The organism is Pseudomonas moorei, assembly GCF_042846945.1.
GTDB classification, from domain to species: Bacteria; Pseudomonadota; Gammaproteobacteria; order Pseudomonadales; family Pseudomonadaceae; genus Aquipseudomonas; species Aquipseudomonas moorei.
In genome coordinates this window covers 4,072,190-4,097,344 of sequence record NZ_AP035776.1, presented here as the reverse complement: position 1 = coordinate 4,097,344, position 25,155 = coordinate 4,072,190, and the positions used below count along the sequence as shown (strand labels likewise).

Annotated in this window: 19 protein-coding genes, 1 tRNA gene and 1 pseudogene; 15 read left to right on the top strand and 6 right to left on the bottom strand. The window is 58.5% G+C overall.

The window, feature by feature from the left end; all coding sequences use genetic code 11:
- Window positions 1–158: 158 nt before the first annotated feature.
- Window positions 159–1,046, bottom strand: a complete 888-nt coding sequence (locus tag ACGJAX_RS19355) for a Dyp-type peroxidase (protein WP_390955752.1) — start codon at window positions 1,044–1,046, stop codon at window positions 159–161.
- A 328-nt stretch (window positions 1,047–1,374) separates the two neighbouring features.
- Here ACGJAX_RS19355 and ACGJAX_RS19350 point away from each other — a divergent pair, with 328 nt between their 5' ends.
- Together ACGJAX_RS19350 and ACGJAX_RS19345 are read left to right on the top strand one after the other, a co-directional pair.
- Complete coding sequence (locus tag ACGJAX_RS19350; RefSeq protein WP_390955751.1) at window positions 1,375–3,000, top strand: aldehyde dehydrogenase family protein; 1,626 nt, start codon at window positions 1,375–1,377, stop codon at window positions 2,998–3,000.
- A gap of 44 nt (window positions 3,001–3,044) precedes the next feature.
- On the top strand, window positions 3,045–4,088 hold the full coding sequence (locus ACGJAX_RS19345) for an FUSC family protein (protein WP_247256652.1): 1,044 nt from the start codon (window positions 3,045–3,047) through the stop codon (window positions 4,086–4,088).
- Between the two features lie 7 nt (window positions 4,089–4,095).
- Here the strand turns inward: ACGJAX_RS19345 and ACGJAX_RS19340 are convergent, their stop codons facing one another.
- On the bottom strand, window positions 4,096–4,989 hold the full coding sequence (locus tag ACGJAX_RS19340) for a DMT family transporter (RefSeq protein WP_130204108.1): 894 nt from the start codon (window positions 4,987–4,989) through the stop codon (window positions 4,096–4,098).
- Between the two features lie 136 nt (window positions 4,990–5,125).
- On the opposite strand from ACGJAX_RS19340, the gene ACGJAX_RS19335 reads away from it, so the two are divergent.
- On the top strand, window positions 5,126–5,563 hold the full coding sequence (locus ACGJAX_RS19335) for an Lrp/AsnC family transcriptional regulator (RefSeq protein WP_010461024.1): 438 nt from the start codon (window positions 5,126–5,128) through the stop codon (window positions 5,561–5,563).
- A gap of 66 nt (window positions 5,564–5,629) precedes the next feature.
- On the opposite strand, the gene ACGJAX_RS19330 is transcribed toward ACGJAX_RS19335, so the two are convergent.
- Window positions 5,630–6,301: a Bax inhibitor-1/YccA family protein gene (locus ACGJAX_RS19330; RefSeq protein WP_247256609.1), complete on the bottom strand. Its 672-nt coding sequence runs from the start codon at window positions 6,299–6,301 to the stop codon at window positions 5,630–5,632.
- Window positions 6,302–6,424: 123 nt separating this feature from the next.
- Here ACGJAX_RS19330 and ACGJAX_RS19325 point away from each other — a divergent pair.
- The 4 genes and pseudogenes from ACGJAX_RS19325 to ACGJAX_RS19310 all read left to right on the top strand — a co-directional run bounded on the left by ACGJAX_RS19325 (window position 6,425) and on the right by ACGJAX_RS19310 (window position 9,598).
- Window positions 6,425–6,512: transfer RNA gene (locus ACGJAX_RS19325), tRNA-Ser, on the top strand.
- 206 nt (window positions 6,513–6,718) lie between these two features.
- Window positions 6,719–6,925: pseudogene (locus ACGJAX_RS19320) on the top strand (hypothetical protein).
- Between the two features lie 492 nt (window positions 6,926–7,417).
- On the top strand, window positions 7,418–8,647 hold the full coding sequence (gene alr / locus ACGJAX_RS19315; protein ID WP_390955750.1) for an alanine racemase: 1,230 nt from the start codon (window positions 7,418–7,420) through the stop codon (window positions 8,645–8,647).
- A gap of 729 nt (window positions 8,648–9,376) precedes the next feature.
- Window positions 9,377–9,598: a Rid family hydrolase gene (locus ACGJAX_RS19310; RefSeq protein ID WP_390955749.1), complete on the top strand. Its 222-nt coding sequence runs from the start codon at window positions 9,377–9,379 to the stop codon at window positions 9,596–9,598.
- 344 nt (window positions 9,599–9,942) lie between these two features.
- Here ACGJAX_RS19310 and ACGJAX_RS19305 read toward each other — a convergent pair whose 3' ends face one another.
- The 3 genes from ACGJAX_RS19305 to ACGJAX_RS19295 form a co-directional block, all read right to left on the bottom strand.
- Window positions 9,943–12,183, bottom strand: a complete 2,241-nt coding sequence (locus ACGJAX_RS19305) for a TonB-dependent siderophore receptor (RefSeq protein WP_390955748.1) — start codon at window positions 12,181–12,183, stop codon at window positions 9,943–9,945.
- A 110-nt stretch (window positions 12,184–12,293) separates the two neighbouring features.
- Complete coding sequence (locus ACGJAX_RS19300) at window positions 12,294–12,695, bottom strand: ParB N-terminal domain-containing protein (protein WP_247256963.1); 402 nt, start codon at window positions 12,693–12,695, stop codon at window positions 12,294–12,296.
- A 26-nt stretch (window positions 12,696–12,721) separates the two neighbouring features.
- Window positions 12,722–13,612: an aldolase/citrate lyase family protein gene (locus ACGJAX_RS19295; RefSeq protein WP_390955747.1), complete on the bottom strand. Its 891-nt coding sequence runs from the start codon at window positions 13,610–13,612 to the stop codon at window positions 12,722–12,724.
- Between the two features lie 611 nt (window positions 13,613–14,223).
- On the opposite strand from ACGJAX_RS19295, the gene ACGJAX_RS19290 reads away from it, so the two are divergent.
- The 8 genes from ACGJAX_RS19290 (at window position 14,224) to ACGJAX_RS19255 (ending at window position 25,154) form a co-directional block, all read left to right on the top strand.
- The gene (locus tag ACGJAX_RS19290) at window positions 14,224–15,618 is read left to right on the top strand and encodes a Y4yA family PLP-dependent enzyme (protein ID WP_390955746.1); all 1,395 of its coding nucleotides are present in this window, start codon (window positions 14,224–14,226) and stop codon (window positions 15,616–15,618) included.
- A 56-nt stretch (window positions 15,619–15,674) separates the two neighbouring features.
- On the top strand, window positions 15,675–16,676 hold the full coding sequence (locus ACGJAX_RS19285; protein ID WP_247256966.1) for a cysteine synthase family protein: 1,002 nt from the start codon (window positions 15,675–15,677) through the stop codon (window positions 16,674–16,676).
- Between the two features lie 25 nt (window positions 16,677–16,701).
- A complete protein-coding gene (locus tag ACGJAX_RS19280) occupies window positions 16,702–17,862 on the top strand; it encodes an NAD/NADP octopine/nopaline dehydrogenase family protein (RefSeq protein WP_390955745.1) in 1,161 nt (386 codons plus the stop codon).
- A 39-nt stretch (window positions 17,863–17,901) separates the two neighbouring features.
- The gene (locus ACGJAX_RS19275) at window positions 17,902–19,752 is read left to right on the top strand and encodes an IucA/IucC family protein (RefSeq protein WP_390955744.1); all 1,851 of its coding nucleotides are present in this window, start codon (window positions 17,902–17,904) and stop codon (window positions 19,750–19,752) included.
- Between the two features lie 13 nt (window positions 19,753–19,765).
- On the top strand, window positions 19,766–21,010 hold the full coding sequence (locus ACGJAX_RS19270; RefSeq protein WP_390955743.1) for an MFS transporter: 1,245 nt from the start codon (window positions 19,766–19,768) through the stop codon (window positions 21,008–21,010).
- A 141-nt stretch (window positions 21,011–21,151) separates the two neighbouring features.
- Window positions 21,152–21,667 (top strand): sigma-70 family RNA polymerase sigma factor, encoded by a 516-nt coding sequence (locus tag ACGJAX_RS19265; RefSeq protein WP_390955742.1) that lies wholly within the window; start codon window positions 21,152–21,154, stop codon window positions 21,665–21,667.
- A complete protein-coding gene (locus ACGJAX_RS19260) occupies window positions 21,668–22,645 on the top strand; it encodes a FecR domain-containing protein (protein ID WP_390955741.1) in 978 nt (325 codons plus the stop codon).
- 94 nt (window positions 22,646–22,739) lie between these two features.
- The gene (locus ACGJAX_RS19255; protein ID WP_390955740.1) at window positions 22,740–25,154 is read left to right on the top strand and encodes a TonB-dependent siderophore receptor; all 2,415 of its coding nucleotides are present in this window, start codon (window positions 22,740–22,742) and stop codon (window positions 25,152–25,154) included.
- Window position 25,155 lies beyond the last annotated feature (1 nt).

Genomic DNA, 25,155 nt, shown 5'->3' with positions numbered 1-25,155 from the left:
CACTTGTTATAACGAGTTATGACGTGATCTTAGAGTTCTAAAGAGAGAGCTGAGAAATACTGTTTGGGAATAAGGTTAGAGCGCACGATCAAGCGTGCGGTGAAACACCTGTGGCGAGGGAGCTTGCTCCCTCGCCACAAAAGCCAGCTCGTGATCGGTCAGTCGATACGCAGTGCACGCAGGTCCAGTCGACCGTCCTTGAGCGGCGGACACCAGTAATAGCCGCCGGTAATCGGCCGGCTGATTCGGTACAAACCGTCGGTGATGCCGTCTTCCAGGCCACTCATGCGCCGCAGCTGGACTTCGAAGGCGTCGAGGGAGAAACCGAACGCGAGGAACATCAGACCAGCGCGGTCGCCTTCGATCCATGGCATCGAGCGACGCACGATGAACGCCTCGGGCGCGAAGCTTTCCTGGGCTGTGCGTTTGACGTGGGCGGAGATTGGCGCGTCATCGAGTTCTTCGTTGTCGCTCAGGCGTCGGCCCATGATGTGGTCGGTTTCGTGGGAAGGCAGAGCATGAAAGCTCTTCAAGTCGTGCTGCCACTGCTGAATCGCGGCAAAACTGCCACCGACCGTGCCGTCGACGCCTTCAGCCACCAGCGCGGCAGCCGCGGCGGCCTCGTCCTGGGGGTTTTCGGTGCCGTCTTCGTAGCCAGTCAGGTCATGGCCGTCGCGATGGCGGAAGCCTTCGGTCATCTGCACCAGGCGAAAGGCCGGCGCCAATGCCGCTTCAAGGGCATTGCTGCGATTGAGCAGCTCACCACGGTCGACGCCATGCAACCAGCACCAGAGCGCGTGTTGGGTCGACGGGTTGTCAACGCCCACGCCCGTCAGCGCCGGGAACACCCGCAGCCCTTCAATGTTGCCGTTCAGGGCCTTGACCAGGGACTCACCGAAGCCGACCACGGCCGACTGGCCGTCCACCAGTTGCATCAAATTGTCGAGCGCCGTCGGCAGCGCAGCGGCGGATTCGAGGGCGAAGAACATATGGCGAGCTTGAGGCGGAACAGGGGTGGCGAGAATGCCCGGCTGGTAATGACTCATATGAACTCCTTATGAAAGAGCACGAAGTTTAACCGCAGCACCGGCCGTTGTGTGTGCTCAGGTCAATGTCCATGTACAAGAACTGCGTAAAGCGGTCTACGCTAGAGACACAAGATCCAGACCCTCAACCCTTCTACTCTGCCTGTCGCCGCGCGATCGACTCAACATCCGGGGCATTGAACATTGAATGTAGGAGCGAGCTCGCTCGCGAAAAACCCAAGACCACCGCGGGGCGTCTGATTTTTACGCGTTATCGTTAACGACCTTCGCGAGCGAGCCCGCGCCTGCCATGGCCCGGGCTCGCCAACATCTCTTCAGGGGTAGCGACATGACCACAGCGAACATCCTTGGCAATCTGTTTCCCGAGGCCGGCAGCATCCCGGAAAAATACCGCCTCGACGCCCCCACCGAACAGCGTGAATACCTGGTCGACGGCATACTGAAAACCTGGCCCGGCCCCCTCGCCCAGGTCCGCAGCCCAGTGTATTTCAGTGGCCCGAATGGCGATGAACAAGTCATCCTCGGCAGCACGCCATTGCTCGATGCCGAGACCGCCTTGACCGCCCTCGACGCCGCTGTCCGCGCTTATGACCGCGGCCAGGGCTTGTGGCCGACCTTGCGCGTGGCCGAGCGCATCCAGCATGTCGAATCCTTCCTCGGCCGCATGCGCGAACAGCGCGAGGCAGTGGTCAAGTTGCTGATGTGGGAAATCGGTAAAAATCTCAAGGACTCGGAGAAAGAGTTCGACCGCACCTGCGATTACATCGTCGACACCATCAACGCCCTCAAGGAACTCGACCGCCGCTCCAGCCGCTTCGAACTGGAGCAGGACACCCTCGGCCAGATCCGCCGCGTACCGATGGGCGTGGCCTTGTGCATGGGCCCCTACAACTACCCGCTGAACGAAACCTTCACCACGCTGATCCCGGCGCTGATCATGGGCAACACCGTGGTGTTCAAACCGGCCAAACTCGGCGTGCTGCTGATTCGTCCATTGCTGGAAGCCTTCCGCGACAGCTTCCCGGCCGGGGTGATCAACGTGATCTACGGCAGCGGTCGCGAGACCGTCAGCGCCCTGATGGCCAGTGGCAAGATCGATATCTTTGCGTTCATCGGCACCAATAAAGCCGCCAGCGACCTGAAAAAGCTCCATCCAAAACCCCACCGTTTGCGCGCGGCGCTGGGCCTGGATGCGAAGAATCCCGGTATCGTCCTGCCGGAGGTGGATCTGGACAATGCGGTCAATGAAGCGGTCACCGGGTGCCTGTCGTTCAATGGCCAGCGCTGCACGGCGCTGAAAATCCTCTTTGTCCACGAAGACGTGGTCGAGCGCTTCATCGAAAAATTCAACACCAGGCTCGCCACGCTCAAACCCGGCATGCCGTGGGAAAGCGGCGTGGCCCTGACGCCGCTGCCGGAGTCGGGCAAGGTCGCTTACCTGCATGCGCTGGTGGCGGATGCGCTCGACAAGGGGGCGAAAGTGGTCAATCCCCATGGAGGTCAGGCACGCGCGTCGTTCTTCTATCCCGCGCTGCTGTACCCGGTGACGCCGCACATGCGCGTCTATCAGGAAGAGCAGTTCGGTCCTGTGGTGCCAATCGTGCCGTACCGGCATCTGGATACGGTGATCGATTACGTCCTGGAGTCGGACTTCGGCCAGCAGTTGAGCATCTTCGGCACCAACCCGGTGGCGGTCGGGCGACTGGTGGACACCTTCGCCAACCAGGTCGGGCGCATCAACCTCAACGCCCAATGCCAGCGCGGGCCCGACACCTACCCTTTCAACGGGCGCAAGAACTCGGCCGAGGGCACTTTGTCGGTGCATGACGCACTGCGGGTGTTTTCGATCCGGACACTGGTCGCCACTAAATTCCAGGAAAGCAACAAGGACCTGATCAGCGAGATCATCAGCGGCCGTAGTTCGAGCTTCCTGACCACCGATTACATATTCTGAGGAGTGCCGACCTGAGCCAGTCCAGAGCCCTTCAACTGCCGCCGCTGCTGCGCCGTTTACTGCGTCCGATACTGGATCCGTACCGGCGCTATCGTCATGCCAGGGTCATCCACGCCGTACGGGTGTCACTGGGGTTGCTGGCGTCGATCCTGCTGACCACTGGCATCCACCTGCCCCACGGCGAGTGGGCGTCAGTGACGATGCTGGTGGTGATCGGCGGCTTGCAACACCACGGCAATATCGGCAAAAAATCCGCCGAGCGGGCCATCGGCACCCTGGTCGGGGCCACGATCGGCCTGGTGCTGGTGGTGCAACAGGCGTGGCTTGGCATGCCGTGGCTGACCTATTTCGCCATGGCGGTGATTTGCGGTTTTTTCTCGTACCACGCCATCGGCAAGGGCGGTTATACGGCACTGCTGGCTGCCATTACCGTGTTCATCGTCGCGGGTCATGGTGACAATCCGGTTTCCGACGGGCTATGGCGTGGGGTCGATATCCTCATCGGTATTGCCCTGGCCCTGGCGTTTTCCTTCGCCCTGCCGCTGTACGCGGTCTATTCCTGGCGCTACAACCTGGCCGACGCCTTGCGTGATTGCGCGACGATCTACGGACGCATCATCAACGGTCAACCCGTCACGGCGGACGAACATCTCAAGCTTATGGGGCGCCTGAACACGGTGATGGTGCAGTTGCGCTCGCTGATGCCCTCGGTGTCCAAGGAAGTGAAGATTTCCATGACCGAACTCGATGCCATCCAGCGTCACTTGCGCATGTGCGTCAGCACACTGGAGATTCTCGGCAACATCCGGCCGGATGCCAGCGACCCGGACGCCATGGCCCATCTGCAATCGGCTTTGAAAGCGGAGCACCGGCTGATTCGGGTGCAATTGATCGGCATGGCCCGGGCGTTGAAATCCGGCGCGTCCCAGCGGCTCAGCCGCCCCGTCGAAGTGCTGCCGGATTCAAGCCTGGACACGCCGGTCTATAGCTCGCTGGACGGTTACCGATTGCTGGTCCGGCAGTTGGCGGCCAACATTGGCGAGATGCGCCAGCGCCTGGCGAAGACTTCGCCGCGCTGGAACATCTGACCCTTGATTACTGTGCAACCGTGCGACGCAACTTCAGGCCCCAGCCCTGTTGCATCCCCGCCGCCGCCAGCAGAATCGCGGCAACGCCGATCCATTGCAGGGGTTCCAGGCGATGACCGAAGGCAAACCAGTCGACAAAAATGGCCGCGATCGGATAGATGAACGACAGCGCGCCGGTCAGGGCGGTCGGCAGTTTCTGGATCGCGCCGTATAGCAGCACGTACATCACCCCCGTGTGCACGATGCCCAGGGTCACCAGGCTGGCCCAGGCACTGGGTGCCTGCGGCAGCGCCGAAAAATGCGCGAATGGCGCCAACAGGAGCACACCGGTGCTGACCTGAATCAGTGCGATCAGATGCGGCGGCGTGCCGGTCAGGCGTTTGATGATTAACGCGGCAATCGCATAAAGAAATGCAGCGCCCAACGCCAGAACGATGCCGATCAGGTACTCGTTGCCGCTCTCGCCCTGCCCGCCATGGGCACTGACAATCGCCAGCATCCCGAGAAACGAAACGCCCAGCCAGGCCATCTTCTGCAGCGTGATTTTCTCGTTTAGGAACAGCGCGGCCAGGCCCACCAGCATGAACGGCTGCACGTTATAGACGGCGGTGCCGATGGCAATCGACGCGCGGGAATAGGAGGCGAACAACAACACCCAGTTGCCGACGATCGCCACGCCGCTGAGCACGGCCAGCAGGAAGGTGGTGCGGGTCAGGATACCGGGGCGCAGGAAACCGAATGCAGCGCAAATCAGCAGCAAGGTGCCGGCCCCGAATAGGCAGCGCCAGAACACCACATCCAGTACCGGTTGCCCGGACACCAGCACAAACCAGCCGATGGTCCCGGAGATCAGCATGGCGGCGGTCATTTCGAACGAGCCGCGACGTATTGTTTTGTCCATCATCAGACTCCTGTGTTTGAGGCCAAAGTATGCCAATCCAACCGGGAGCTTCTCCAGTGCATAAATCAGGCTAAACTCGGATTCTGCCTTTTTTATCAAGGTGACTTTGAAGAGTTGCCTAATCGAGGATTGCACCATGACCGATGATATCGACCAAGTGCTGATCACGGCGCTGATGGACGACTCACGACGTTCGCTCAAGGCCCTGGCGCAGATCAGCGGCCTGTCATCGCCGAGCGTCGCCGAACGACTGCGACGACTTGAAGAGCGTGGCGTGCTCAAGGGTTATACCGTTGAAATCGACCCGAAATGCTTTGGCTATCAGCTCCAGGCGATCGTGCGCATTCGCCCGCTGCCGGGTCAGTTGCAGGAAGTCGAACGGCAGATCCAGGCGATTCCGGAATTCACCGAATGCGACAAGGTCACCGGCGACGACTGCTTTATCGCGCGCTTGCATGTGCGTTCCATGGAACAGTTGGACACCCTGCTTGACCGGCTCAACACCCACGCTGAAACCAATACGGCAATCGTCAAGAAAACCCCGGTCAAACGCCGGTTGCCTCCAATGGCCTAGCGGTTTTCGGCAAATCACAGGCAAGAAAAAACCCGCCGAAGCGGGTTTTTTACTCAAGGCTGGCGATCAATCATCGCGACCCATGATGCCAAACAGCTGCAACAAGCTGATGAACAGGTTGTAGATCGATACATACAGGCTGATGGTCGCCATGATGTAGTTGCGCTCGCCGCCGTGAATGATGGCGCTGGTCTGGAACAGAATGCAGACCGAAGAGAACAGCACGAAACCGGCGCTGATCGCCAGTTGCAGACCGCTGATGTGGAAGAACATGCCCGCCAGCGTTGCACCCAGCAGTACGAAGAAGCCAGCAGTGATGAAACCGCCGAGGAAGCTCATGTCCTTGCGGGTGATCAACACATAGGCCGACAGGCCACCAAATACCAGTGCGGTCATCGCGAAGGCCGAGCTGACCACTTCAGCGCCGCCCTGCATGCCTAGGTAACGGTTGAGAATCGGGCCGAGCAGGAAACCCATGAAACCGGTCAGGGCAAATGCCGACACCAGGCCCCAGGCGGAATCACGGAGTTTGTTGGTAAGGAAGAAAAGCCCGTAGAAGCCGATCAGCACCACGAAAACGTTTGGATAACCGACACGCATCTGCTGCGCAACGAAGGCCATCACACCGCTGAATGCGAGCGTGAGTGCAAGCAAGCCGTAAGTGTTGCGCAGGACGCGGCTAACCTCTAGCTGCTCAGCCTGCAAGCTGTTATTAACTGCGTAATCCTGTTCGCGCATGGCGACACTCCTGTTGGTTTGAAACGTTCAGTCGCAAAGATCATAACAGACGCCCTGTAACAAGCTATGCAGAGAGTTTGACAGTGTGTTTCATTCAGGTATTATGGCGCCCGCAACACAAACGGAGGTGTGGCCGAGTGGTTTAAGGCAACGGTCTTGAAAACCGTCGACTGTAACAGGTCCATGAGTTCGAATCCCATCGCCTCCGCCATCTTTATACGACAAAGCCCTGATTTTTCAGGGCTTTGTCGTTTCTGGGAGTTGGTAAAAATCCTGAGCGCCGGCAAGTGTTCCATAACTTTATATGGACGTATTCCAGAACTAAGCCGCTATATCCCTTCTCCGGCATCCTGCAGACAGTAAAAAAACCATCTCAAAATGCGCTGCAAAGCTGCCCCTCAAGACTGAGGATTTGCGATGCCACATTCAGACCTGCTGCCTTCCCGCCTCTTCAAAATCGATGAAAACCGGCTCACACCGGAAGCCGCCATCATGGCACTTACGCTTTGGGCTTAACTACACGGAGCGACCGAGGGCGACGGAAATGTTCGCGGAGCCCTGGAAGCGATCGACCGGAAAGAGGAACTCATCAGGACGACGCTGACGATAATGACGCCGGAGTGACTGCTAGAACGTAGGAGCCTTGACTGAATGAAACATAATGCGTCCTCTTTGAGCGTCACGTTGTTGCCACAAAGAAGTCACTCTAACGGGTAGAGCCCAGAGTGACGGTCAGGTCATTCGGACCGTTGCGAATCACGGAAAACGTCGACAGAGGCGGACGACTGCCCGCAGCTCACGGGCTTGCTATCGCGCGCGGAACCAATTGTCGTAAATCCGCTGGTGCGTACCGTCCTCACGCATGGACAGCAACGCAAGGTTGATCTTCTTGCGCAGCCTGCTACGCCCCTCTCATGTCGCGACACAATGTGCTGATTCGCGGTAGCCGTCCGAGCAACAAACCTTGCTGATGCCATTGCATAGGGCCAAGGTGAGCGCGAACAAATCCCTTACAAGTTTTTACATCTTCGAACCCAGCGTACAACGGCAACTTACATCGCCTTCCAATAATCGGCACCGGAATAATAAAAAGACCGATTACATGGAGAGTTTCAGATGCCCTTTACCCGCACTGTTCTAGCGCTGTCCCTCGGCCTGATTTTTTTGCAAAGCCAAGCCCAGGCGGCACCGCCGCTGTCGCTCGCAAACGGCAACTCCGAGCTGACTGCGCAAATCAGTAATGCCTGGATTGAAATCAACAAAACCGCGCTAGAGCACAATATCCGTACCCTGCAAGCCGAGCTGGCCGGCAAGTCGAAACTCTGTGCAGTACTCAAGGCGGACGCTTATGGTCATGGCATAGGGTTGGTGATGCCTTCGGTGATCGCGCTGGGGGTACCGTGTGTGGCGGTCGCCAGTAACGAAGAGGCTCGAGTGGTTCGCGAAAGCGGCTTTAAAGGCCAGTTGGTCCGTGTTCGCACCGCCTCCCTGGGGGAGCTGGAAAATGCGCTGCAGTACAACGTCGAGGAACTGGTTGGCAACCTCGATTTCGCCCGCCAGGCGGCCGACCTTGCACATAAACACGGTCGCAAATTGCAGGTGCACATCGGCCTAAACTCAAGCGGCATGAGCCGTAACGGCCTGGAAATGGCTACCGAGCAGGGTAAACAAGACGCGCTGGCGATCACCAAACTGCCAAATATCGACGTGGTTGCGATCATGAGCCACTTCGCCGTGGAAGATAAGGACGACGTACGTAAAGGGCTGGCCACCTTCAATGAGCAAGCCGCCTGGCTGATCGACGTCGCGCATCTCGACCGCAGCAAGATCACCCTTCACACTGCTAACTCCTTCGCCACCCTGGAAGTACCTGAATCGCGCCTGGATATGGTGCGCACCGGCGGCGCGTTGTTTGGCGATACCGTCATCACGCGAACTGAGTATCAGCGCGTGATGCAGTTCAAGTCGCATGTGGCCTCGGTCAATAGCTATCCCGCTGGAAACACCGTGGGCTACGATCGCACGTTCACCCTGACACGTGATTCGAAACTGGCCAACATCACGGTCGGCTACTCCGATGGCTATCGTCGCGTGTTCACCAATAAAGGTGTGGTGTTGATCAATGGTCATCGCGTGCCGGTGGTGGGCAAGGTTTCGATGAACACTGTAATGGTCGATGTCACGGATGCACCCGACGTCAAGGCGGGTGATGAAGTGGTGCTGTTTGGCAAGCAAGGTGCAAGCGAAGTCAGCCAGGCTGAAGTCGAAGAGATCAACGGTGCGCTACTGGCCGACCTCTACACCGTCTGGGGCAGTGCCAACCCGAAAATATTGGTCGAAAGGTAATCCCGCCATTATCGTAACTCAGGGGAGCGCGTTCATTCAGGCACAGTTTTGAAGAGCGCTGACACGCTCCAATGTATGACAGGGACCGACAAGAGAGAGCTTGCTTTCTCTTGTCGGAAGATGACCGTCATACCTTTTTCGAGCTGACTCAATGTGACACTGGCTACGGATACACCAGGTTGCTGGCGTTCTTACGACCTGTCGCGGATTACTGCCCCGCACCACTCAGCTTTTCTCGTCGAAACTGCCCTGGTGCCAACGCCGCGATACGCTGTTTCTAAAGGTTTTCGCCCAAAAGCTGACGCTGGTGACAGGCAGAAATCGGCCGATCCTGCCCCTCATAACAGCCTGGAATCTGCCACGAACACCCCCAGATACCGCTTCCGCCCCCCCTTACATCGCAGCCTGCAGTAGCGGCACCGGTCCGCGTTGCAGGAGACGTTTGATCAGCCCGTCGACGGTAAGCGACTGGCTTTCAACGCCTTCAGAAACGTGTACGAGGCGTGATTGAGTGAGTCTCGGGGCGGCTAGCTTTCCTTCTTCGGGGCTACCCAATTCGACCCGCGTTCTGATCGCTGGGTACGCATCAATATGTATCAGAACGCCCCCTTTCCTCATGAATTGAACCAGGTCCTGCCAGCTCCGAGTCCTCGCGCTTGCTGGGTGCAGGGGCCGGGCTAAGCCACAACAACTGAATCATCCAATCTGGAAACCCAACGGATCTCGACCATGAACCCTGCTATTCAACGTATCGGCACAACCAAGCGCTTCAGCCAAGCCGTCATTCACAACAACACTGCGTATCTGGCGGGCCAGGTCTCACCATTGACTGAGGGCGATATCACCGCACAGTCACAAGACATGTTCGACAAAATCGACACCCTGCTGGCCAAGGCTGGCACGGACAAAGGCCAGCTTCTCTGCCCAGATCTGGTTGGCCGACATGGCTGACTATGACGGCATGAATCAGGTTTGGGAGCGGACGCGGGCGCACCTGTGCGCGTGTGCGCGGAGTCACCCATGGCCAAGAAACATTATCGGATCGAAGTTCAGGTCATCGCGGCGCTGATGGGGTGACCGCATCTGCTCACGGGCTCTTTCGTCCGAAAGCAATGAACACATTGAACGGTCGTCGCTGCCTCACAGCGGCACCGTCACTCTCTATAAACCCGAAGATCCCTGACGCCCCTTCAGCCCGAATCGCCTCCTGCGGCAGTGGCTGCGGTTACGCCTGCCAAGACATGATCAAGTCAGGGTAACAACCGCTCAATAGTCCCTACCCCTACCCCTCCTTCTCAAAAATCAACCGTCGCCGATAACTGCAAGGTGCGCGGATAACCAGGAGAGAACGCGCCATAGGAGGCAACGCCCGACCAGTATTCTCGATCGAACACATTCTGTACGGTGGCGCGGAACGTCGTCGGTCGACCTTCGATTTTGGTGGCATAACGCGCGCCGGCATCGAAGCGAGTCCAGGCATCCAGTTCCTGGGTATTGGCTTGATTGACGTATTGGCGGTCGGTGTAAATGACACCGCCGGTGAGGGTAAAGCCCTCAAGCCAAGGCGTGTCCCATTCGGCCCACAGGTTGGCTTGCACGTCTGGCACGCCTACCGGTTTGTTGCCGCGATTGGCGGCAGTGGCCGAATCGGTCAACTTGCCATCGAGTAGCGTCACCCCGCCCATCAAGCGCGTGCCCTGTGCCACTTCGCCGAACATGCTCAACTCGATACCGCGATTACGCTGTTCGGCCTGCACGGAAAACACGTTGTCGACGCCGATTTCGCCACTCGGTTTTTCAATCTGAAACAACGCCAGGGTGGTCATGAACGTGCCGTGTTCATACTTGACGCCGATTTCAAGCTGCTTCGATTCGTAAGGTGCGAACGTCTCGCCAGCGTTGACCGCCGAGCCCGGTGCGATATCACCTTTACTCAAGCCTTCGACGTAGTTGTAGTAGAGCGAAACATCGTCCCAAGGCTTAACCACCACGCCAACCAGCGGGGTCGTGGCATTGTCGTTATATTTCGAGCTGACCGAACCTGCAGCGTTGTAATTGCGTGATTCGATGTCTTGCCGGCGCACCCCCAGGGTCAACTGAAAGCGGTCATCAAGCATGGACAGCGTGTCGGTCAATGCGACACCGGATAGATCCGATTCGGAAATGCGCAGCACTGTTGGCGCGTTGATAAATTGCTTGGGCACATCCACCGGATGGTAAATGTTCGAACGGACTTCGGTGCCGTTGTTGATCCCTCGGGACAGCTCATCCTGATATTGGGTGGCCATCAGCGTAGTCGTGTGAGTGACCGGACCGGTCGCGAACACTCCGCGGATCCCGACGTCGGCGGTAGAGCGGTCGACGTTGAATTTGTAATACCCGGGAATGTTGCTGGTATCGCCCGCCTCGTTGATGATTCTCGGCACCTGGTCAGACATCCGCTTGACGTCTGACCTGCCGCCCCCCGCATGGGCAAACACGGTGACCGCATCATTCAGGTCATATTCGCCGCCCAGCAATGCCGACTGTTCTTTCGTATCGGACCAACCCCAGTCCTGCGACACGTTGGTCCGGCCATTGGGTGCCGATGGAATATCAATACCAGGCGCAACAGTGAATGGCCTCGACGGTGCATCGAAGCTTTCTTTCTGGCTGATGTAATCCAGGTTCAAGCGCAAGCGCTCGCCACGATAATCCAGCGCGATGGCGCCGATACCCAAATCTCGCTGCTGATTATCAACGGCAGTGTCACCCCCTTGCAGGTTGCCGTTGAAGCGCACGCCAAACTGATTTTCTTCACCAAAGCGACGGCTGACATCCAGATGTCCACCGACTTGGGAGTCCGAAGCGTAGCTGGTGGTAACGCGGGTCAGGTCTTCGTCCAGTGGACGTTTGGGAACGATATTGATCACGCCACCGACGCCACTGTTTGGCGAAATGCCGTACATCAAGGCGCCCGGTCCCTTCAGCACTTCGACCCGCTCGGCATACTCGGTGAATACCCGGTAGTTGGGCGCCACGCCATACACGCCATCGAACGCCAGTTCGCCCAGGTTGCCTTCACCGACCGGAAAGCCACGAATGAAAAACGAGTCGACGATGCCGCCAGTCTGCCCGGTGGAGCGCACCGAAGGGTCACGCTCCAGCGCATCGGCCACGGTCACCGTTTGCAGGTCGGCCAATGTCCTGGCGGTGTAACTGGTCACGCTGAACGGAGTGTCCATCACGTCTTTGTTGCCCAGCATGCCCAGTCGGGCGCCCCGCGCAACCTGGCCACCGGCGAACGCTTGCGGCAATGCGGAGGGACCACTGTAGCTGGCGTTGATGTCGGTGGTGTCGAGGGTCAGCGAATGGGTGCTGTGATCGGCCGGTGTCGCGATCGGAGTGTTAGAGGTCTCGTCAGCGGCAACGCCCTGTTGTTCGGGGGCTGAAGCCCAGGCGTTGGCGCTTGCTGCGACCAGGACAACATTCAGCATGGCGGTACGAATGGCGAGTGTTAACGCGCGCTCACCGCAAGGACGACTGACAACAGGCATGACGTGAGGATCCTTTTCAAACAGGGAAAATGGTAATCACTCCTATTGCCAGTCTATTTGCGAAAAAGTATCACTCTCAGTAGAAACTTTTTTCTGCTGCGCTGCCAAAGCTAGGCATACAGGCGTTCCAGCGGTATCGCGATCACCGGCAGCGCCGGATCAAACGCGTGCCGGGTGGTCTTGTATGGAAAGATCTCACCCCGGGCAATCGTGGTGAAAATCCGCGCCACTTCGAACGCCTGCCCGGTCCGCCAATGCCGCACACATACCCGCGGATCGGTGTAATCGAGCTGAATGCAAGGCACCCGCTTCAATCCCAATTGCAAGGCCGCGTTGAACCGGTGATTGCCGTCCATGACGATGCCCTGCGAGCGCTCGACGATAATCGGCTCCAGCCAATGCCCGGCCCGTGCAATCGACTCGCACAGCCTCGTCACATTGGCAAGGTCGACCTGCTCGGACTGCTGCACTTCACTCAGCGGCCGCAACGTAATCCGATAACCGTGTTCCATGGTTGATCTCCTGATTCGCCGAGGCTTCAGCAAGCGCCTGCGCGAGCAATTGGCGCGTATTGGCTGGCCACATCGAGCAGGCGCTGGGCATGTTCGATCAACGGCAAATCAACCATCTCGCCATCCACCTGCACCGCATGACTGCCCGTGGCCACGGCCCTCATCACACGATCGGCCCACGCCAATTGGCGCGAATCCGGCAGGAAGGCGCGCTGAACCGTGACCAGTTGCGAGGGGTGGATGCACAGCTTGGCGCCGAACCCCAACGATCGCGCGTAAAGGGCGTCCTTGGCGACCACCGCCAGATCACTGATCGCCGGCGTGACGCCGTCAATCGGAGACGGTAAGTCCGCCGTGCGAGAAGCCAGCACGATGCGGTGGCGGGCGAAGAGAAACGCTTCAGGGATCTGGCTGCAATTGATATCGAGGGAGAAATCCAGCGAGCCGAACGCCAGGCGCGCCACCCCTGGAATCGCGGCAATCGATTCCACCTGCTGCAATCCTTTGGCCGTCTCGATGATCGCGATGATCTTGAGTTCCGGTTGCCACTTCAGCGACTGTTCGACGACCCGGCCAAGGGCATCCGGGCATTCCACCTTGGGCAGGAAAATGCCATTGCAACGCTCGGGATAGCGCATGTCGTACAGCCAGCTCTGGTCTTGGTGGAACAGGGTACTGCCGACGCTATTGAGGCGGATGTAACGCTCGCAGGAAACGCTCGGCGTACTCTCCTGCCATGCCCAAATTGCTGTCCGAGCGTCGGCTTTGCGGTCCGGATGAACGGCATCCTCGAGGTCGAGAATGATCGCGTCAGGATTCGCTTCGACAGCTTTGGAAAAACGTTCGGGGCGGTTGCCCGGCACGAACAGGTAGCTGATCGCGAGTGGGGTTTTGCTGCTGCGTCGATCGGATGTCATGGCGTTGCTCCTTGGCGTGAATCGTTGTGAATCTGAAAAAATCAGGCCCTGCCAGCGCCGGATTTCCGCGCCTGCCCGTGGCGGCCTGCACCTCGCCGTAACGCCTTGTTCATCAGGGTATTACGGGATTTTTTTAAACAGGACGAACGCGTACTTGAGCGTGTAAATGCACGCTCATTCATTCGCCCTGTGCAGGTCGTTATTCAAAAATATTTGAAAACCTTACTTGATAATGGTTCGCATTAGCAATATTGTTCACGTCGCCAAGAGGAACGATCCTCGCTTCAAAGAACGTCATCAGTCGCAATGGGAAGTGCATACCGGTAATGGCACAAGAATGTCAGTTACGGGCCACTTACACAGACTGGTCATCAACTAGTGGCCGATCAGAATGTCCGTACAAACCTTATGGAGTGGGGTTCTCATGCAATTGTTTTGTCAATCATCCATTACGGTCCGTGCTAAAAATCCCTCTTCAGGTTTCGCGTGGCATCCGCCTCCACTGCATTGAAAACTCGTATCTGACGAGCAAAAAAAATACTGCTTCCCTCGATAACTGCTGGTTATCGAATATCAATGGCCACGTTCTATTTCGAGCCAGAGGATTAACTATGCCTGCAATGAATGCGCAGCCCATCGAACAGCGAATTGAAGTTCATCATCCGGACAGGCTAAAACCGCTTATCGACTTTGTTATTGCCACACTGATCAACCATTTTCCGGGCACACTTTCAGCTCTGGTCAAACAACATGGCTCACCATTAAATCTGGTCTGGCCACATGCTTTCGAATTGAATACGAAGGCGCTGCAAACGGTGTTGAACCAACACAATGTGTGTCACGCCATCTTCTATGGCGCCAAGGCCAACAAGTCCCAGAGCCTGCTGAGCGCGGCGGCAAATTCGGGTATTGGTGTCGATGTTTCGAGCATTCATGAGCTGGAGGCAGCCCTGCGAGCCGGTACGTTGGCGGCAAAAATCTGCGCGACCGGCCCGGCCAAAACCGCTGTGTTTCATCAAGCGCTGATCAGCGCGGGTTCACTGATCTGTGTGGATTCGCTGGAGGAATTGGATCACCTGAAAACAGTGATCGAATCCCTGACAACTCCTGCAAAAGCACGGATTTTACTGCGTTACAGGCCTGCAAGCTGTCCGAAGAGTCGATTTGGAATGGGCTTTGAGGACTTGCTTGAATGCCTTCATCGGCTGACCCGACAACCCAGGCGCTTTCACTTCGAAGGGTTCCATTTCCACTTGGGCGGTTACGGATTCGAATCCCGTGCGCAAGCCTTCTGTGAAGTCTCAGGGTTTGTCCAGGCGGCCCGTGAAATGGGTCTAAATCCACAGATGATCGACATCGGCGGAGGCCTGCCGATTCGTTATGTCGAGCCTCAGGCCTATCGTCAGTTTTTACAGCACGACAATAAGTCCGAGCATTATTACAACAATACAGTGCCCAACTTTTATTATCCCTATGGCAGTGAGCTGACAGCGCCTCAATGGTTGACATTGTTCCTCCAGGCCGACCACTCGCCCGGACTGTCTATTGCCAACTATTTGAACATGCAAAAGATAACACTGGCACTGGAGCCCGGCCGAAGTCTGGTGGACCAGGCGGCCATTTCATTGTTTCGGGTCACACGCACAAAAAAACTGGCCGATAACAAAATCGTCATTTTTGTTGAAGGCAGTAGTTTCAGCGCCTGTGAAACCTGGTTTTCGTCGGAGTATCTCGTTGATCCGATACTTATCAGTACAAGCGAACTACCGCACACACCGACTCAAGCTTATATCGCTGGCCATAGCTGCCTGGACGACGACGTCATTACCCATCGCCTGATCAACTTTGCCACCACCCCCCAGGCAGGCGACTTATTGGTTTACGTCAATACCGCCGGTTATCAGATGGACTTGCTGGAAAACGAGTTTCATCGCCATCCCCTGCCCCGGCGCTTGATGGCGACCTGTTGTACGGAAGGTAACTATGCATTTGCACCTGACTACTAAAGGGAATGATTGAAATGATATTGAATAAAGTTTCTGATCTTATTGGCAATACACCCATGTTGGGTATTGATGTTCCGGATACCGACGCCAGGCTGTTACTCAAGATTGAAAAGAACAACCCCGGCGGCAGCATCAAAGACCGCATGGCGCGGAACATGGTGCTGGCCGCGCTCAAGTCCGGACGCCTGAAACCCGGCGGCGTCATCGTCGAGTCGTCGTCCGGCAACACCGGCATCGGCCTGGCCATGGCCGCCGTCGAATTCGGCCTGCAGTTTATCGCCGTGGTCGATCATCACGCGGCTCAGGACAAGATCGCCGTCATGAAGGCGCTGGGCGCCGATATTCGATTCGTTAAAGGCACCTATCGCGAAGACGAAGTGGCGGTGGTCGAGCGCCAACGCATGGCGGCTGAACTCGCGACCGACATTCCCGGCGCCGTGTTCATGAACCAATCCGACAACGCCGCCAATGCAGGCGGTTACAGTGATTTCGTCCGCGAAACGATTGCTCAGGTACAAGGCCCTATCGGGGCCTACGTCGGTTGTGTCGGTACCGGCGGTTCGATGACCGGGATCGCCCGTGGTTTGAAACTGCACAATCCCGACACCGTGACCGTTGCGGTGGAACCGGCCGGCTCCATTGTCTTCGGCCATCCCGGCTATCCCTACTACCAGTCGGGCACCGGCACTCCGGCCGGTGACACGGTCGGTCTGGTGCTCGACTACAGCTGCATCGATCTGGGCGTGCAGGTCACCGATTCCCAAGCCTTCGAAACCGCCCGCTACATCGCCCGACACCTGGCGCTGTTGGTAGGTGGCTCGACCGGCGGTGCGATTTTCAAGGCATTGGAGCTGATCCACAAAGGCGTGCTGACCGGGAACGTGGTCGTGCCAATCGCCGATGGCGGCGAAAAATACCTGCACACCGTGTTCGACGATAAGTGGCTGCAAGAACGTGATTTGCTGGATACGAACGTCGCACCGCAACTGGATGCCTGGCTGGGCAAGACCCAATGGCTGGACACCGTTTCCGCGCCACTGCAATTAAACGTCGCATGACCCACCCACACAGGAACGCCTCTCGATGAATCTGTTGAAAGTCGCCATTTGTGGTGGCGGCAGGACCGGCCATCTCAACGCCATTCTGTTCAAGCAGCTGCCCAATGTTCAGGTTTCGATGCTCACCAGCAATCTGGAAATCATCGAACAGCATGCCCGTCAGACGCCGATGCAGGCGTTGTTGCCCAACGGTTCGACACTGCAAGCCCGACTGGATCGGGTGACCACTGACCCCAGGGCCGCCGTCGAGGATGCCGACATCGTCATCGTCACCGTGCCGGCCCATGCCCGGCCGCAAACCCTGAAGGACATCGCACCGCATCTGAACGCGAGCAAACCGGTGTACATCGGTGCGATTCCCGGTTTTTGCGGTTTCGACTGGCTGGCCGAAGCCACCCTGCCCGACCGCCCGAACCTGGTGATCTGGGGCATGAAGGACGTCCCGCATACCGCATTCGAGCTGACGCCTGGACGCTCGATCAAAATGGGCGGCGGCAAAAGCCAACTGTACGTGGCCACCCATGCCCGAGAGCCGCAAACCGCGCGCCGACAGCTGGAGAAAATACTGACCAGGCTGTACGGCCCCTGCGTGACGATGCTGGAAAATTACCTGGAGATCACCCTGACGCCGGGCAACCCGATCATGCACAGCTCGGTGATCTACGGGCTGATCGGCCCCTTTGGCCAATGGCATCGCAAGATCTTCCCGCAACGCCTGTGCTGGTGGACCGAGTGCCCGGAACTGGGTGCCTACTTCCTCGAACGCATGGATCAGGAAAGCCAGGCGCTGTGCGCGGTCATTAGCCAGCGCATGGGCATCGACCTGTCATCGGTCAAATCCTTGAAACAGGAAATTGTCGAGGCCTACGGCGAACAGATCCGCGACCAGAGCAGCATGCTTTCGATTCTGCGCACCAATCAGGCCTACAACGACATCCTTGCCCCCATGGTGCCAGCCGACGGCAACCGCGCCGGCTACGTCATCGAACGCGAGAGCCGCGCCTTCAACGAAGACGTCGCCTACGGCCTGGTGCTGCTGGTGGAAATGGCCAAGCGCTTCGACCTCAAGGTGCCCCATATCGAAGAAGTCCTGCAGTGGAGCGTTGGCTACATGCATGGCCTGCGCGACTCCGCGCTCGACTACTTCCCAAGCCTGTGGCCACACGCGACCAGCGCCGCCGCTTGATCCCTTTATTCACATTATTTCGACGAGCAGACCGCTGATATGGATGACTTCAATACACTGATCGCCTATTCCCGTAAAAACGCCATGCGACGTTTGATCCGTTGCCTGTTTGCGGAAAACATCCTTGATCGTTCGAGCCTGATTTTTTCGGCTGAAGGGAATCAGGCCACCTACCCGCTGAAGGATGCCCGCGCCCACCTGTTTTTCTCCGACATCGCCAAGGGTCCGGCCGATACCGTGGTCAATGACGGTGATGTGGTGCTGTTGACGGACGAAGGCGTACGCCAGGTGATCACCCGCCATCAGGATTTGCTGGATGTGCTGCGCGACAGCTTCGACTTCGAGCCGACCGACGAAGGCGTGGCCGGGCTCAAGGCCGACATGGAAAACAGCCTGACCAACGATGCCCACGCCCGTCAGCATCGCCAGCAATGGAACGCGCGAATGGAGCAGGCAGCCAGGGATCAGGGCGTCAACAGCTTCACCGACTACCTGCGCCAACATGCCAATACCAAAGACGCCGCCATCCTTCTGGACCAGTGGGGTTCGCTGGAAGGCCATCCGTATTACCCGACGTGGAAATCCCGTCCGGGCCTGACCGATGCCGAAGTCGAGCAACTGTCACCCGAGTTCAATGCCCAGGTACCACTGCGCATCGCCTCCTTGCGGGCCGAGCATTCGAAAAGCGAGAGCATGCCGCATGTGTCCGGTTACCCCGAGTGGTTCGCCCGCAACTTCCCGGCGCAATGGGAACAATGGAAAGCCTCGCTCAACGACAAAGGGCTGGATGAAACCCAGTGGCTGCCGCTGCCGATTCACGCCTGGCATTTGCAGGCCTATGTGCTCAAGACGTTTGCGGCGGAAATTGAGGAAGGCATCCTGATCACCGACGGCCCGGACATTCAAACCCTGCCGACCATGTCCTACCGAACGATGATGCCGGTACTGGACGATTGCGCACCGCTGATCAAATTGCCGATCGCCGTGTGGATGACCAGTGAATTGCGCAGCCTGCAAGCCAAATCGATTCACATGGGGCCGCGTATCAGCACAGTCATCACCAGGATTCTGGCGGCCGAAAACGGCTTCGATCAGCGTCTGGAAATTTTCCCGGAAGAGATAGGCGTGCGTTACAGGAACGCGGTCACTCAGGACGATCACCCAGGCCGCCATCTGTCTGTGGTCTATCGCGCCAGCAAGCCAGCGTTCGAACGCAACGACCATTGTCTGCCGATTACCGTGGCATCACTGTTCACCCGGTTGCCCGGCAGTGGCCGGCCGTTGTTCACCGATCTGATCGAGCGGGATGGCGCCAGGGCCAATGCTGATCAGGTTGAAAGCTGGTTCCGCGAGTACGCCAAAGTGGTCACCCACCCGGTGGTGGCGATCTACCTGTTGTATGGCATCGGGCTCGAAGCGCATCAGCAAAACACCATGGTGCTGTTCTCCCCCGATGGCAAAGCACGTAGTCTGCTGATCCGCGATTTCGGCGATGGCAGGACTTACGCTCCGCTGCTGGAAGCACGTGGCTACACCCTGCACCCGCATGTGCAGCCGGGTATTTTGCCGACGGTATTCTCAGGCGATATAGAACCGGTACGCATGTTCGTGCTGGACGCGGCGTTCCTGACGCATCTGCACGAAATGGCCCTGTGGTTGACCAGGGAATACGGATTGAACAACAGGCGGTTGTGGGAAGTGCTGCGCGAGCAAACCGATCTTGCATTCGCGGCCGTACGCGACCGGGTCTCGCCAGATTTGTGGGAGGTGGAACATCAGGCGTTTGTGGAAGATCCATGGCCAACCCGGTCGTTGTTGCGCATGCACTTGATGCAGTACTCCAACTATCGTTTGCAACACACCCTGACCAACCCGCTCGCTAGCGTTTAATCGAGGCTGTCCCATGTCCCATGCAGGTGTCGTCCAGGGTTCAAGCGTCAGAATCCTGATTTATCTTCTCTTTGCGATCCAGTTGGTCTCAATGGGTGCGATGGAAATGAGCGGGCCCTTCTGGCCCGTCCACCTGCGTGGGCTGACCTCCTCGGAGTCGGTGTTCAGCTTCGCCAGCATCGCGGTGTACGTCGGGCCGATGCTGGGCATTATTCTGACCAGTGCGTTCTGGGGCCGTATCGGCGACCGCTACGGCCACAAGTTGATGATGATCCGTGCCCTCGCCGGCTTGTCGTTGACCCAGCTTGGGCTGGCACTCTTCAGCGACATCTGGGTGATTCTGATCCTGCGTTTTCTGCAAGGCGCTTTCGCCGGGTATATCGCACCGGCCCAGGCGTATGGCGTCAGCATTGAAGCCCCTTCGCGGCGCGCACGGCTGTTCGCCATCCTGCAGATCTCCACCAACGTCGGCTCGTTACTCGGCGCGGTTGTGGGCGGACTGATCCTCGACTACGCGACGTTCTTCTGGATCAACATCATTGCCTCGGCACTGTGCGCGGTATGCACCGTGGTGGCGGCGGTTACCTTGCCCGATGTACCGCCGGTAAAGAAAACACCGGTCGCAGACAACGCGACACCGGCCAGCCGCTCGGCCAGCGTCTGGCAAGGTTCACCGTTACTGTCGTTACTGGGTGTGATGGGCATTCTGCTGCTGGCGCGCATGCTGCCGCAGACGTCCTTCTCGCTCTACGTCAGCTCGGTGTTCGAGGTCAGTCACTCGGTGGTCGGCCTGTGCTACGGCTTGTTGGCGCTGGGTTTCATTCTTTCCGCAACGGCCTGGTCGCGTTATTTCGAACACCGCACCGCGCAGGAAACCCTGCACCGCCTTACCTACGTCGTCATCGGCTGTATCGCCCTGACGGCGGTGGCAGGCGTCACGCACAACCCTGTGGTGTTTGTCATCGCCTACTTCATCTGGGGTGTGCTGCTGGGGGCCACCACCCCAGTGCTCATGGCGTTGATCTCGAAAACCGCCGACAGCTCGCAACAGGGTCACGTGCTGGGGATTGCCCAGGGCACCGCGCAATTTGCTTCGATTGCGGGGATCTCGGCCGGTGGTTTGCTCAGCCAGGTCTATGGCTTGCAATACACCTACCTGTTTGTTTGCCTGGCCTACGTGGTGGCACTGATCCCGATTGTCGCGCTGCGTTACTGGCCTGCGCAGATGCAACCGAGTCATGCCCCGCCGGGGGATTGATCAAGCAGACTGGCGTTGAACGACGATCCAAGCACTGATCCGCCTGCCACGCGACTGAGGGATACCTGATCGCTGCTTGCGTCCTGGACGCTTTGTAATCTAGCATTGGGAATACTTCTCAATTGCATAAAGTCCGCAGCCATGAGCGAAACCCTTTGCGCGAATAACGACGATCACCTGCGTGCGATCGAAGCCCTGTACAGCGGCCACCACGGCTGGCTGTATGCGACGCTGAGAAAAAAACTGGGGAACGCCATGGATGCGGCGGATCTGGCACAGGACACCTTCACTCGCATCCTCGCCTCCCGGGTCACTGTCATCGAACAACCTCGCGCGTACCTGAGCTGCGTGGCCAAGGGCATCCTGATCAACTGGTACCAGCGCAAGGCACTGGAACGTGCCTATCTGGATGCCCTCGCTCATGTACCCGCTGCTGAAGTGCCTTCGCCCGAATTGCGCTTCATGGTGCTGGAGACCCTGCACGAAATCGATGCGATGCTCGATGCCCTGCCGCCCTTGGTTAAACGTGCGTTCCTGCTCTCGCAGATCAGCGGCCTGAAATACGACGACATCGCCGAAAAACTGGGCGTGTCACTGATCACTGTCAAACGCTACATGAAGCAAGCCTTCGTGCAATGTCTGTTGTTGGTGGCGTAAATGCTCAGTCGCCGCAGGGAGCCGCCTCCCGATCACCAAGCCCTTGAAGAAGCTGCAGACTGGCTGATGCGCTTGAGTGGGGGCGAACTCAGCGACACCGAACGTGCCGAATGGGAATGCTGGAAAGTCAGCACGCCCGAGCGTGTTCGTGCCTGGGGGCGCGCTCAGTTATTGCAGAGCAAATTCGGCGGCCTGCCACCGTCACTGGCGATGTCGGCACTGGATCGACCCAGCAGCCCGCAACGTCGCGCAGCGCTGGGCAAACTGGCGATGATTCTGGCGATCCTGCCGGCCGCTTGGGGCAGCTGGAAGCTGGCAGAATCCCGGCAGTGGTCGGCCGACTATCGCACGGCCATCGGCCAGCGACGCGAATTGACGCTGGCCGACGGCTCGCACATCACCTTGAACACCGATACGGCCATCGACGTACAGTTCGATGCCCACCAACGGCTCATCCAACTGCGCGAAGGCGAAATACGGGTACAGACTGCGCCGGATATTTCCCCGATGACGCGGCCTTTCGTGGTCAGCACCCGCCAGGGCCGAATGCAGGCACTGGGCACAGGGTTCACCGTTCGAGAACTGCAGTCACGCACTCACCTTGCGGTGCTGGAAGGCGCGGTGCAGGTCGAACTCGCCGACAATCGCCTGGGATCGCCATTCATCATCAACGCCGGACAACGCACCGACTTTTCGTCCGATCACTTTGGCCTGCTCACCGCCACCCCTCGCTACATCGACGCATGGACCCAAGGCATGTTGATGGCCGACAAGATGCGCCTGGCCGACTTCGTCGCCGAACTGACCCGCTATCGCCGCGGCTTCGTGCGCCTTGATCCGGCGATTGCCGATCTGCGCATTTCCGGTGCCTATCCGATCAGCGACACCCAGCGCACATTGAACATGTTGGCGCAGACCTATCCGATCCTCGTCAGCGGCCACTTGAATGGCTACTGGATCACGCTCTCTGCGGCCTGAGCCAAAAAAAGTGCACGCTGGTGATACTTTTTTTGATCTCGACTGGCTATGGGGAAGAAGAACCTTTCCGTCCTGTTTATAGGCTCGTCCATTAATGCTCGCTGCACGCCTCCTGCGCCCGGATCGTCAGTTCACCCCAGTTTTTCGCAGTGCGTTGCTAAGCCTCGTCCTGGTCGGTGCCGTTTGCCCGATTGCCTTGGCCGCCGTGCCTGCGCAACTGGACGCTGTCGCGGTCCGTGTCTATGACATGCCTTCCGGGCCACTCGGTGCGGCCCTGTCGAGCGTCGCCGTGGATGCCGGCATCGCGCTGTCATTCCAGCCATCGTTGACTGAGGGTCTTGTCAGCCCCGGACTGACCGGCCATTACTCCACCCAGGAAGCGGTCACTCGCTTGCTGGCGGGCAGTGGCCTGGACATGGTATTGCGCAGCGACGGCAGCTACACACTGGTGCAGCGCCAGGTGACGCTGGATGAAACGGCGGTCATCGGCACTGACAAACGTACCGACGCCCTGCCACCCGTGTATGCCGGTGGGCAGGTCGCCCACGGCGGGCGCCTGGGCATGCTGGGCAACACCGATCTGATGGACGCGCCCTTCAGCGTCAGCACCTACACCTCGACGCTGATCAAGGATCAACAGGCCGTCACCGTTGGCGATGTACTGGAGCGCGACTCATCGGTGCGCTCCACGGGGCAGGCGGGAGGCATTGTCGACTCGTTTTTCATCCGCGGCTTTCCGGTCGGTGAAGGCAACCTCGGTGAATTGGCGTTCGACGGCGTATACGGCGTGGCGCCCAACTATCGGGTGTTCACCGAGTACGCCGAGCGTATCGAACTGGTCAAAGGTCCCGCCGCCCTGCTCTACGGCATGTCACCCAACAACGCTGTCGGCGGTGTCATCAACGTAGTGCCCAAGCGCTCCCTCGATGAGGACCTGACGCGTTTCACCGCCCGTTATGCCATGAACTCGCAGATGGGCGGCCACATCGATGTCAGTCGGCGCTTTGGCGAGGAACGCCAGTTCGGCATGCGCATTAACGGCAGCACTCGGCAGGGCGACACGGCGATCGACGATCAATCCCGCCAAGTCGACATCGGCGCCCTGTCCCTCAACTATCAGGGTGAACGCCTGCGAACCACCCTTGACTGGCTCAACCAGAAAGAACGCTTCGACGCCGCCTCACGGCCGTTTCTGATCGCCCCGGGCGTGGACATTCCCTCCGCCGCCAATGGCCGTACCAACGTGAGTCAGGAATGGGGCTGGTCCGAAACCCGTGACAAATCGGCCCTGCTCAGCGGCGAATACGACCTCAGCGAGGCATTGACCGTGTTCGCCCACGCCGGCGGTGGACAATCGAATGTCGGGCGAATGTCCGACCAGACCCCGACCATCATCAACGCGGCCGGCGACACCTCTTCTGTTCCCGGCTATTACAAATTCGAAGTCGAGCGTTACACCGTCGACGCCGGCGCGCGCCTGCGCTTCGACACCGGGCCGATCAGTCACCGTGCCGCCCTGCAGGTCACCCGTTATCGGGATGTACTGTCCCGGGGAATCATTTCCGGACCGCCCATCCTGTCGAATATTTATCACCCGGTGGATCGCCCGAAACCCGATATCCCCAAACCGGACACGACCAAAGTGTCCGAGAGCGAACTGACCGGGGTGGCCCTCGCCGACACGCTGTCAATGCTGGATGAGCGCGTCCAGGTAACACTCGGCCTGCGCAAGCAGAACATCCATTCCGACAACTACAACACGGCCGGCAGGGTCACCACCTCTTACGACGACGGTAAAACCACGCCACTGTTCGGTGTGGTGGTCAAACCCTGGGACCACGTTTCGTTCTATTACAACGACATCGAAGGCCTCGGCAAAGGTGACATTGCGCCCTCCACCGCGTCGAACGCCGGCGAGGTCTTTGCCCCTTATGTCTCCCGACAACAGGAACTCGGGGTCAAGGTCGACTATGGCACCTTCACCTCGACACTTGCCTTGTTTCAAATCAAGAAGCCCAGTGGCGAATTGGTCTCCGGTGTGTTTTCGGTGCAGGGCGAGCAGCGTAATCGCGGGCTGGAGCTGAATGTGTTCGGTGAAGTCGCGCCAGGCACACGCCTGCTCGGTGGCGTCACCCTGCTCAATGCTGAACTGAGCAAAACCGGCGTTGCCGCCAACCGTGGCAACAAACCGGTCGGCGTGCCGCAGGTTCAGGCCAACCTCTGGGCCGAATGGGATACGTCGTGGGTCGACGGCCTGACGCTCACCGGTGGCGCGATTCATACCGGCAGGCAGTACGTGAACCAGGCCAACACCCAGCAACTGGATGACTGGACCCGCTTCGATGTCGGCGCACGTTACACCACTCGCATCGATGAACGACCGACCACGTTTCGCGCCACCGTGCAAAACGTGCTCGACCACGAATACTGGTCGGGCGTCGCCTCCTACGGCGCGTTCTCCCAGGGTTCACCGCGCACTTTATTACTGTCGGCGACTGTCGATTTCTAAA

Bases quoted from the DNA above. Each gene is read 5' to 3' on its own strand.
- ACGJAX_RS19305 (WP_390955748.1), bottom strand. From the start codon at position 12,183: ATGCCTGTTGTCAGTCGTCCTTGCGGTGAGCGCGCGTTAACACTCGCC.
- ACGJAX_RS19310 (WP_390955749.1), top strand. From the start codon at position 9,377: ATGAACCCTGCTATTCAACGTATCGGCACAACCAAGCGCTTCAGCCAA.
- ACGJAX_RS19330 (WP_247256609.1), bottom strand. From the start codon at position 6,301: ATGCGCGAACAGGATTACGCAGTTAATAACAGCTTGCAGGCTGAGCAG.
- ACGJAX_RS19280 (WP_390955745.1), top strand. From the start codon at position 16,702: ATGAATCTGTTGAAAGTCGCCATTTGTGGTGGCGGCAGGACCGGCCAT.
- ACGJAX_RS19350 (WP_390955751.1), top strand. From the start codon at position 1,375: ATGACCACAGCGAACATCCTTGGCAATCTGTTTCCCGAGGCCGGCAGC.
- alr (WP_390955750.1), top strand. From the start codon at position 7,418: ATGCCCTTTACCCGCACTGTTCTAGCGCTGTCCCTCGGCCTGATTTTT.
- ACGJAX_RS19290 (WP_390955746.1), top strand. From the start codon at position 14,224: ATGCCTGCAATGAATGCGCAGCCCATCGAACAGCGAATTGAAGTTCAT.
- ACGJAX_RS19270 (WP_390955743.1), top strand. From the start codon at position 19,766: ATGTCCCATGCAGGTGTCGTCCAGGGTTCAAGCGTCAGAATCCTGATT.
- ACGJAX_RS19335 (WP_010461024.1), top strand. From the start codon at position 5,126: ATGACCGATGATATCGACCAAGTGCTGATCACGGCGCTGATGGACGAC.
- ACGJAX_RS19295 (WP_390955747.1), bottom strand. From the start codon at position 13,612: ATGACATCCGATCGACGCAGCAGCAAAACCCCACTCGCGATCAGCTAC.
- ACGJAX_RS19300 (WP_247256963.1), bottom strand. From the start codon at position 12,695: ATGGAACACGGTTATCGGATTACGTTGCGGCCGCTGAGTGAAGTGCAG.
- ACGJAX_RS19340 (WP_130204108.1), bottom strand. From the start codon at position 4,989: ATGGACAAAACAATACGTCGCGGCTCGTTCGAAATGACCGCCGCCATG.
- ACGJAX_RS19260 (WP_390955741.1), top strand. From the start codon at position 21,668: ATGCTCAGTCGCCGCAGGGAGCCGCCTCCCGATCACCAAGCCCTTGAA.
- ACGJAX_RS19355 (WP_390955752.1), bottom strand. From the start codon at position 1,046: ATGAGTCATTACCAGCCGGGCATTCTCGCCACCCCTGTTCCGCCTCAA.
- ACGJAX_RS19285 (WP_247256966.1), top strand. From the start codon at position 15,675: ATGTTGGGTATTGATGTTCCGGATACCGACGCCAGGCTGTTACTCAAG.
- ACGJAX_RS19275 (WP_390955744.1), top strand. From the start codon at position 17,902: ATGGATGACTTCAATACACTGATCGCCTATTCCCGTAAAAACGCCATG.
- ACGJAX_RS19265 (WP_390955742.1), top strand. From the start codon at position 21,152: ATGAGCGAAACCCTTTGCGCGAATAACGACGATCACCTGCGTGCGATC.
- ACGJAX_RS19255 (WP_390955740.1), top strand. From the start codon at position 22,740: ATGCTCGCTGCACGCCTCCTGCGCCCGGATCGTCAGTTCACCCCAGTT.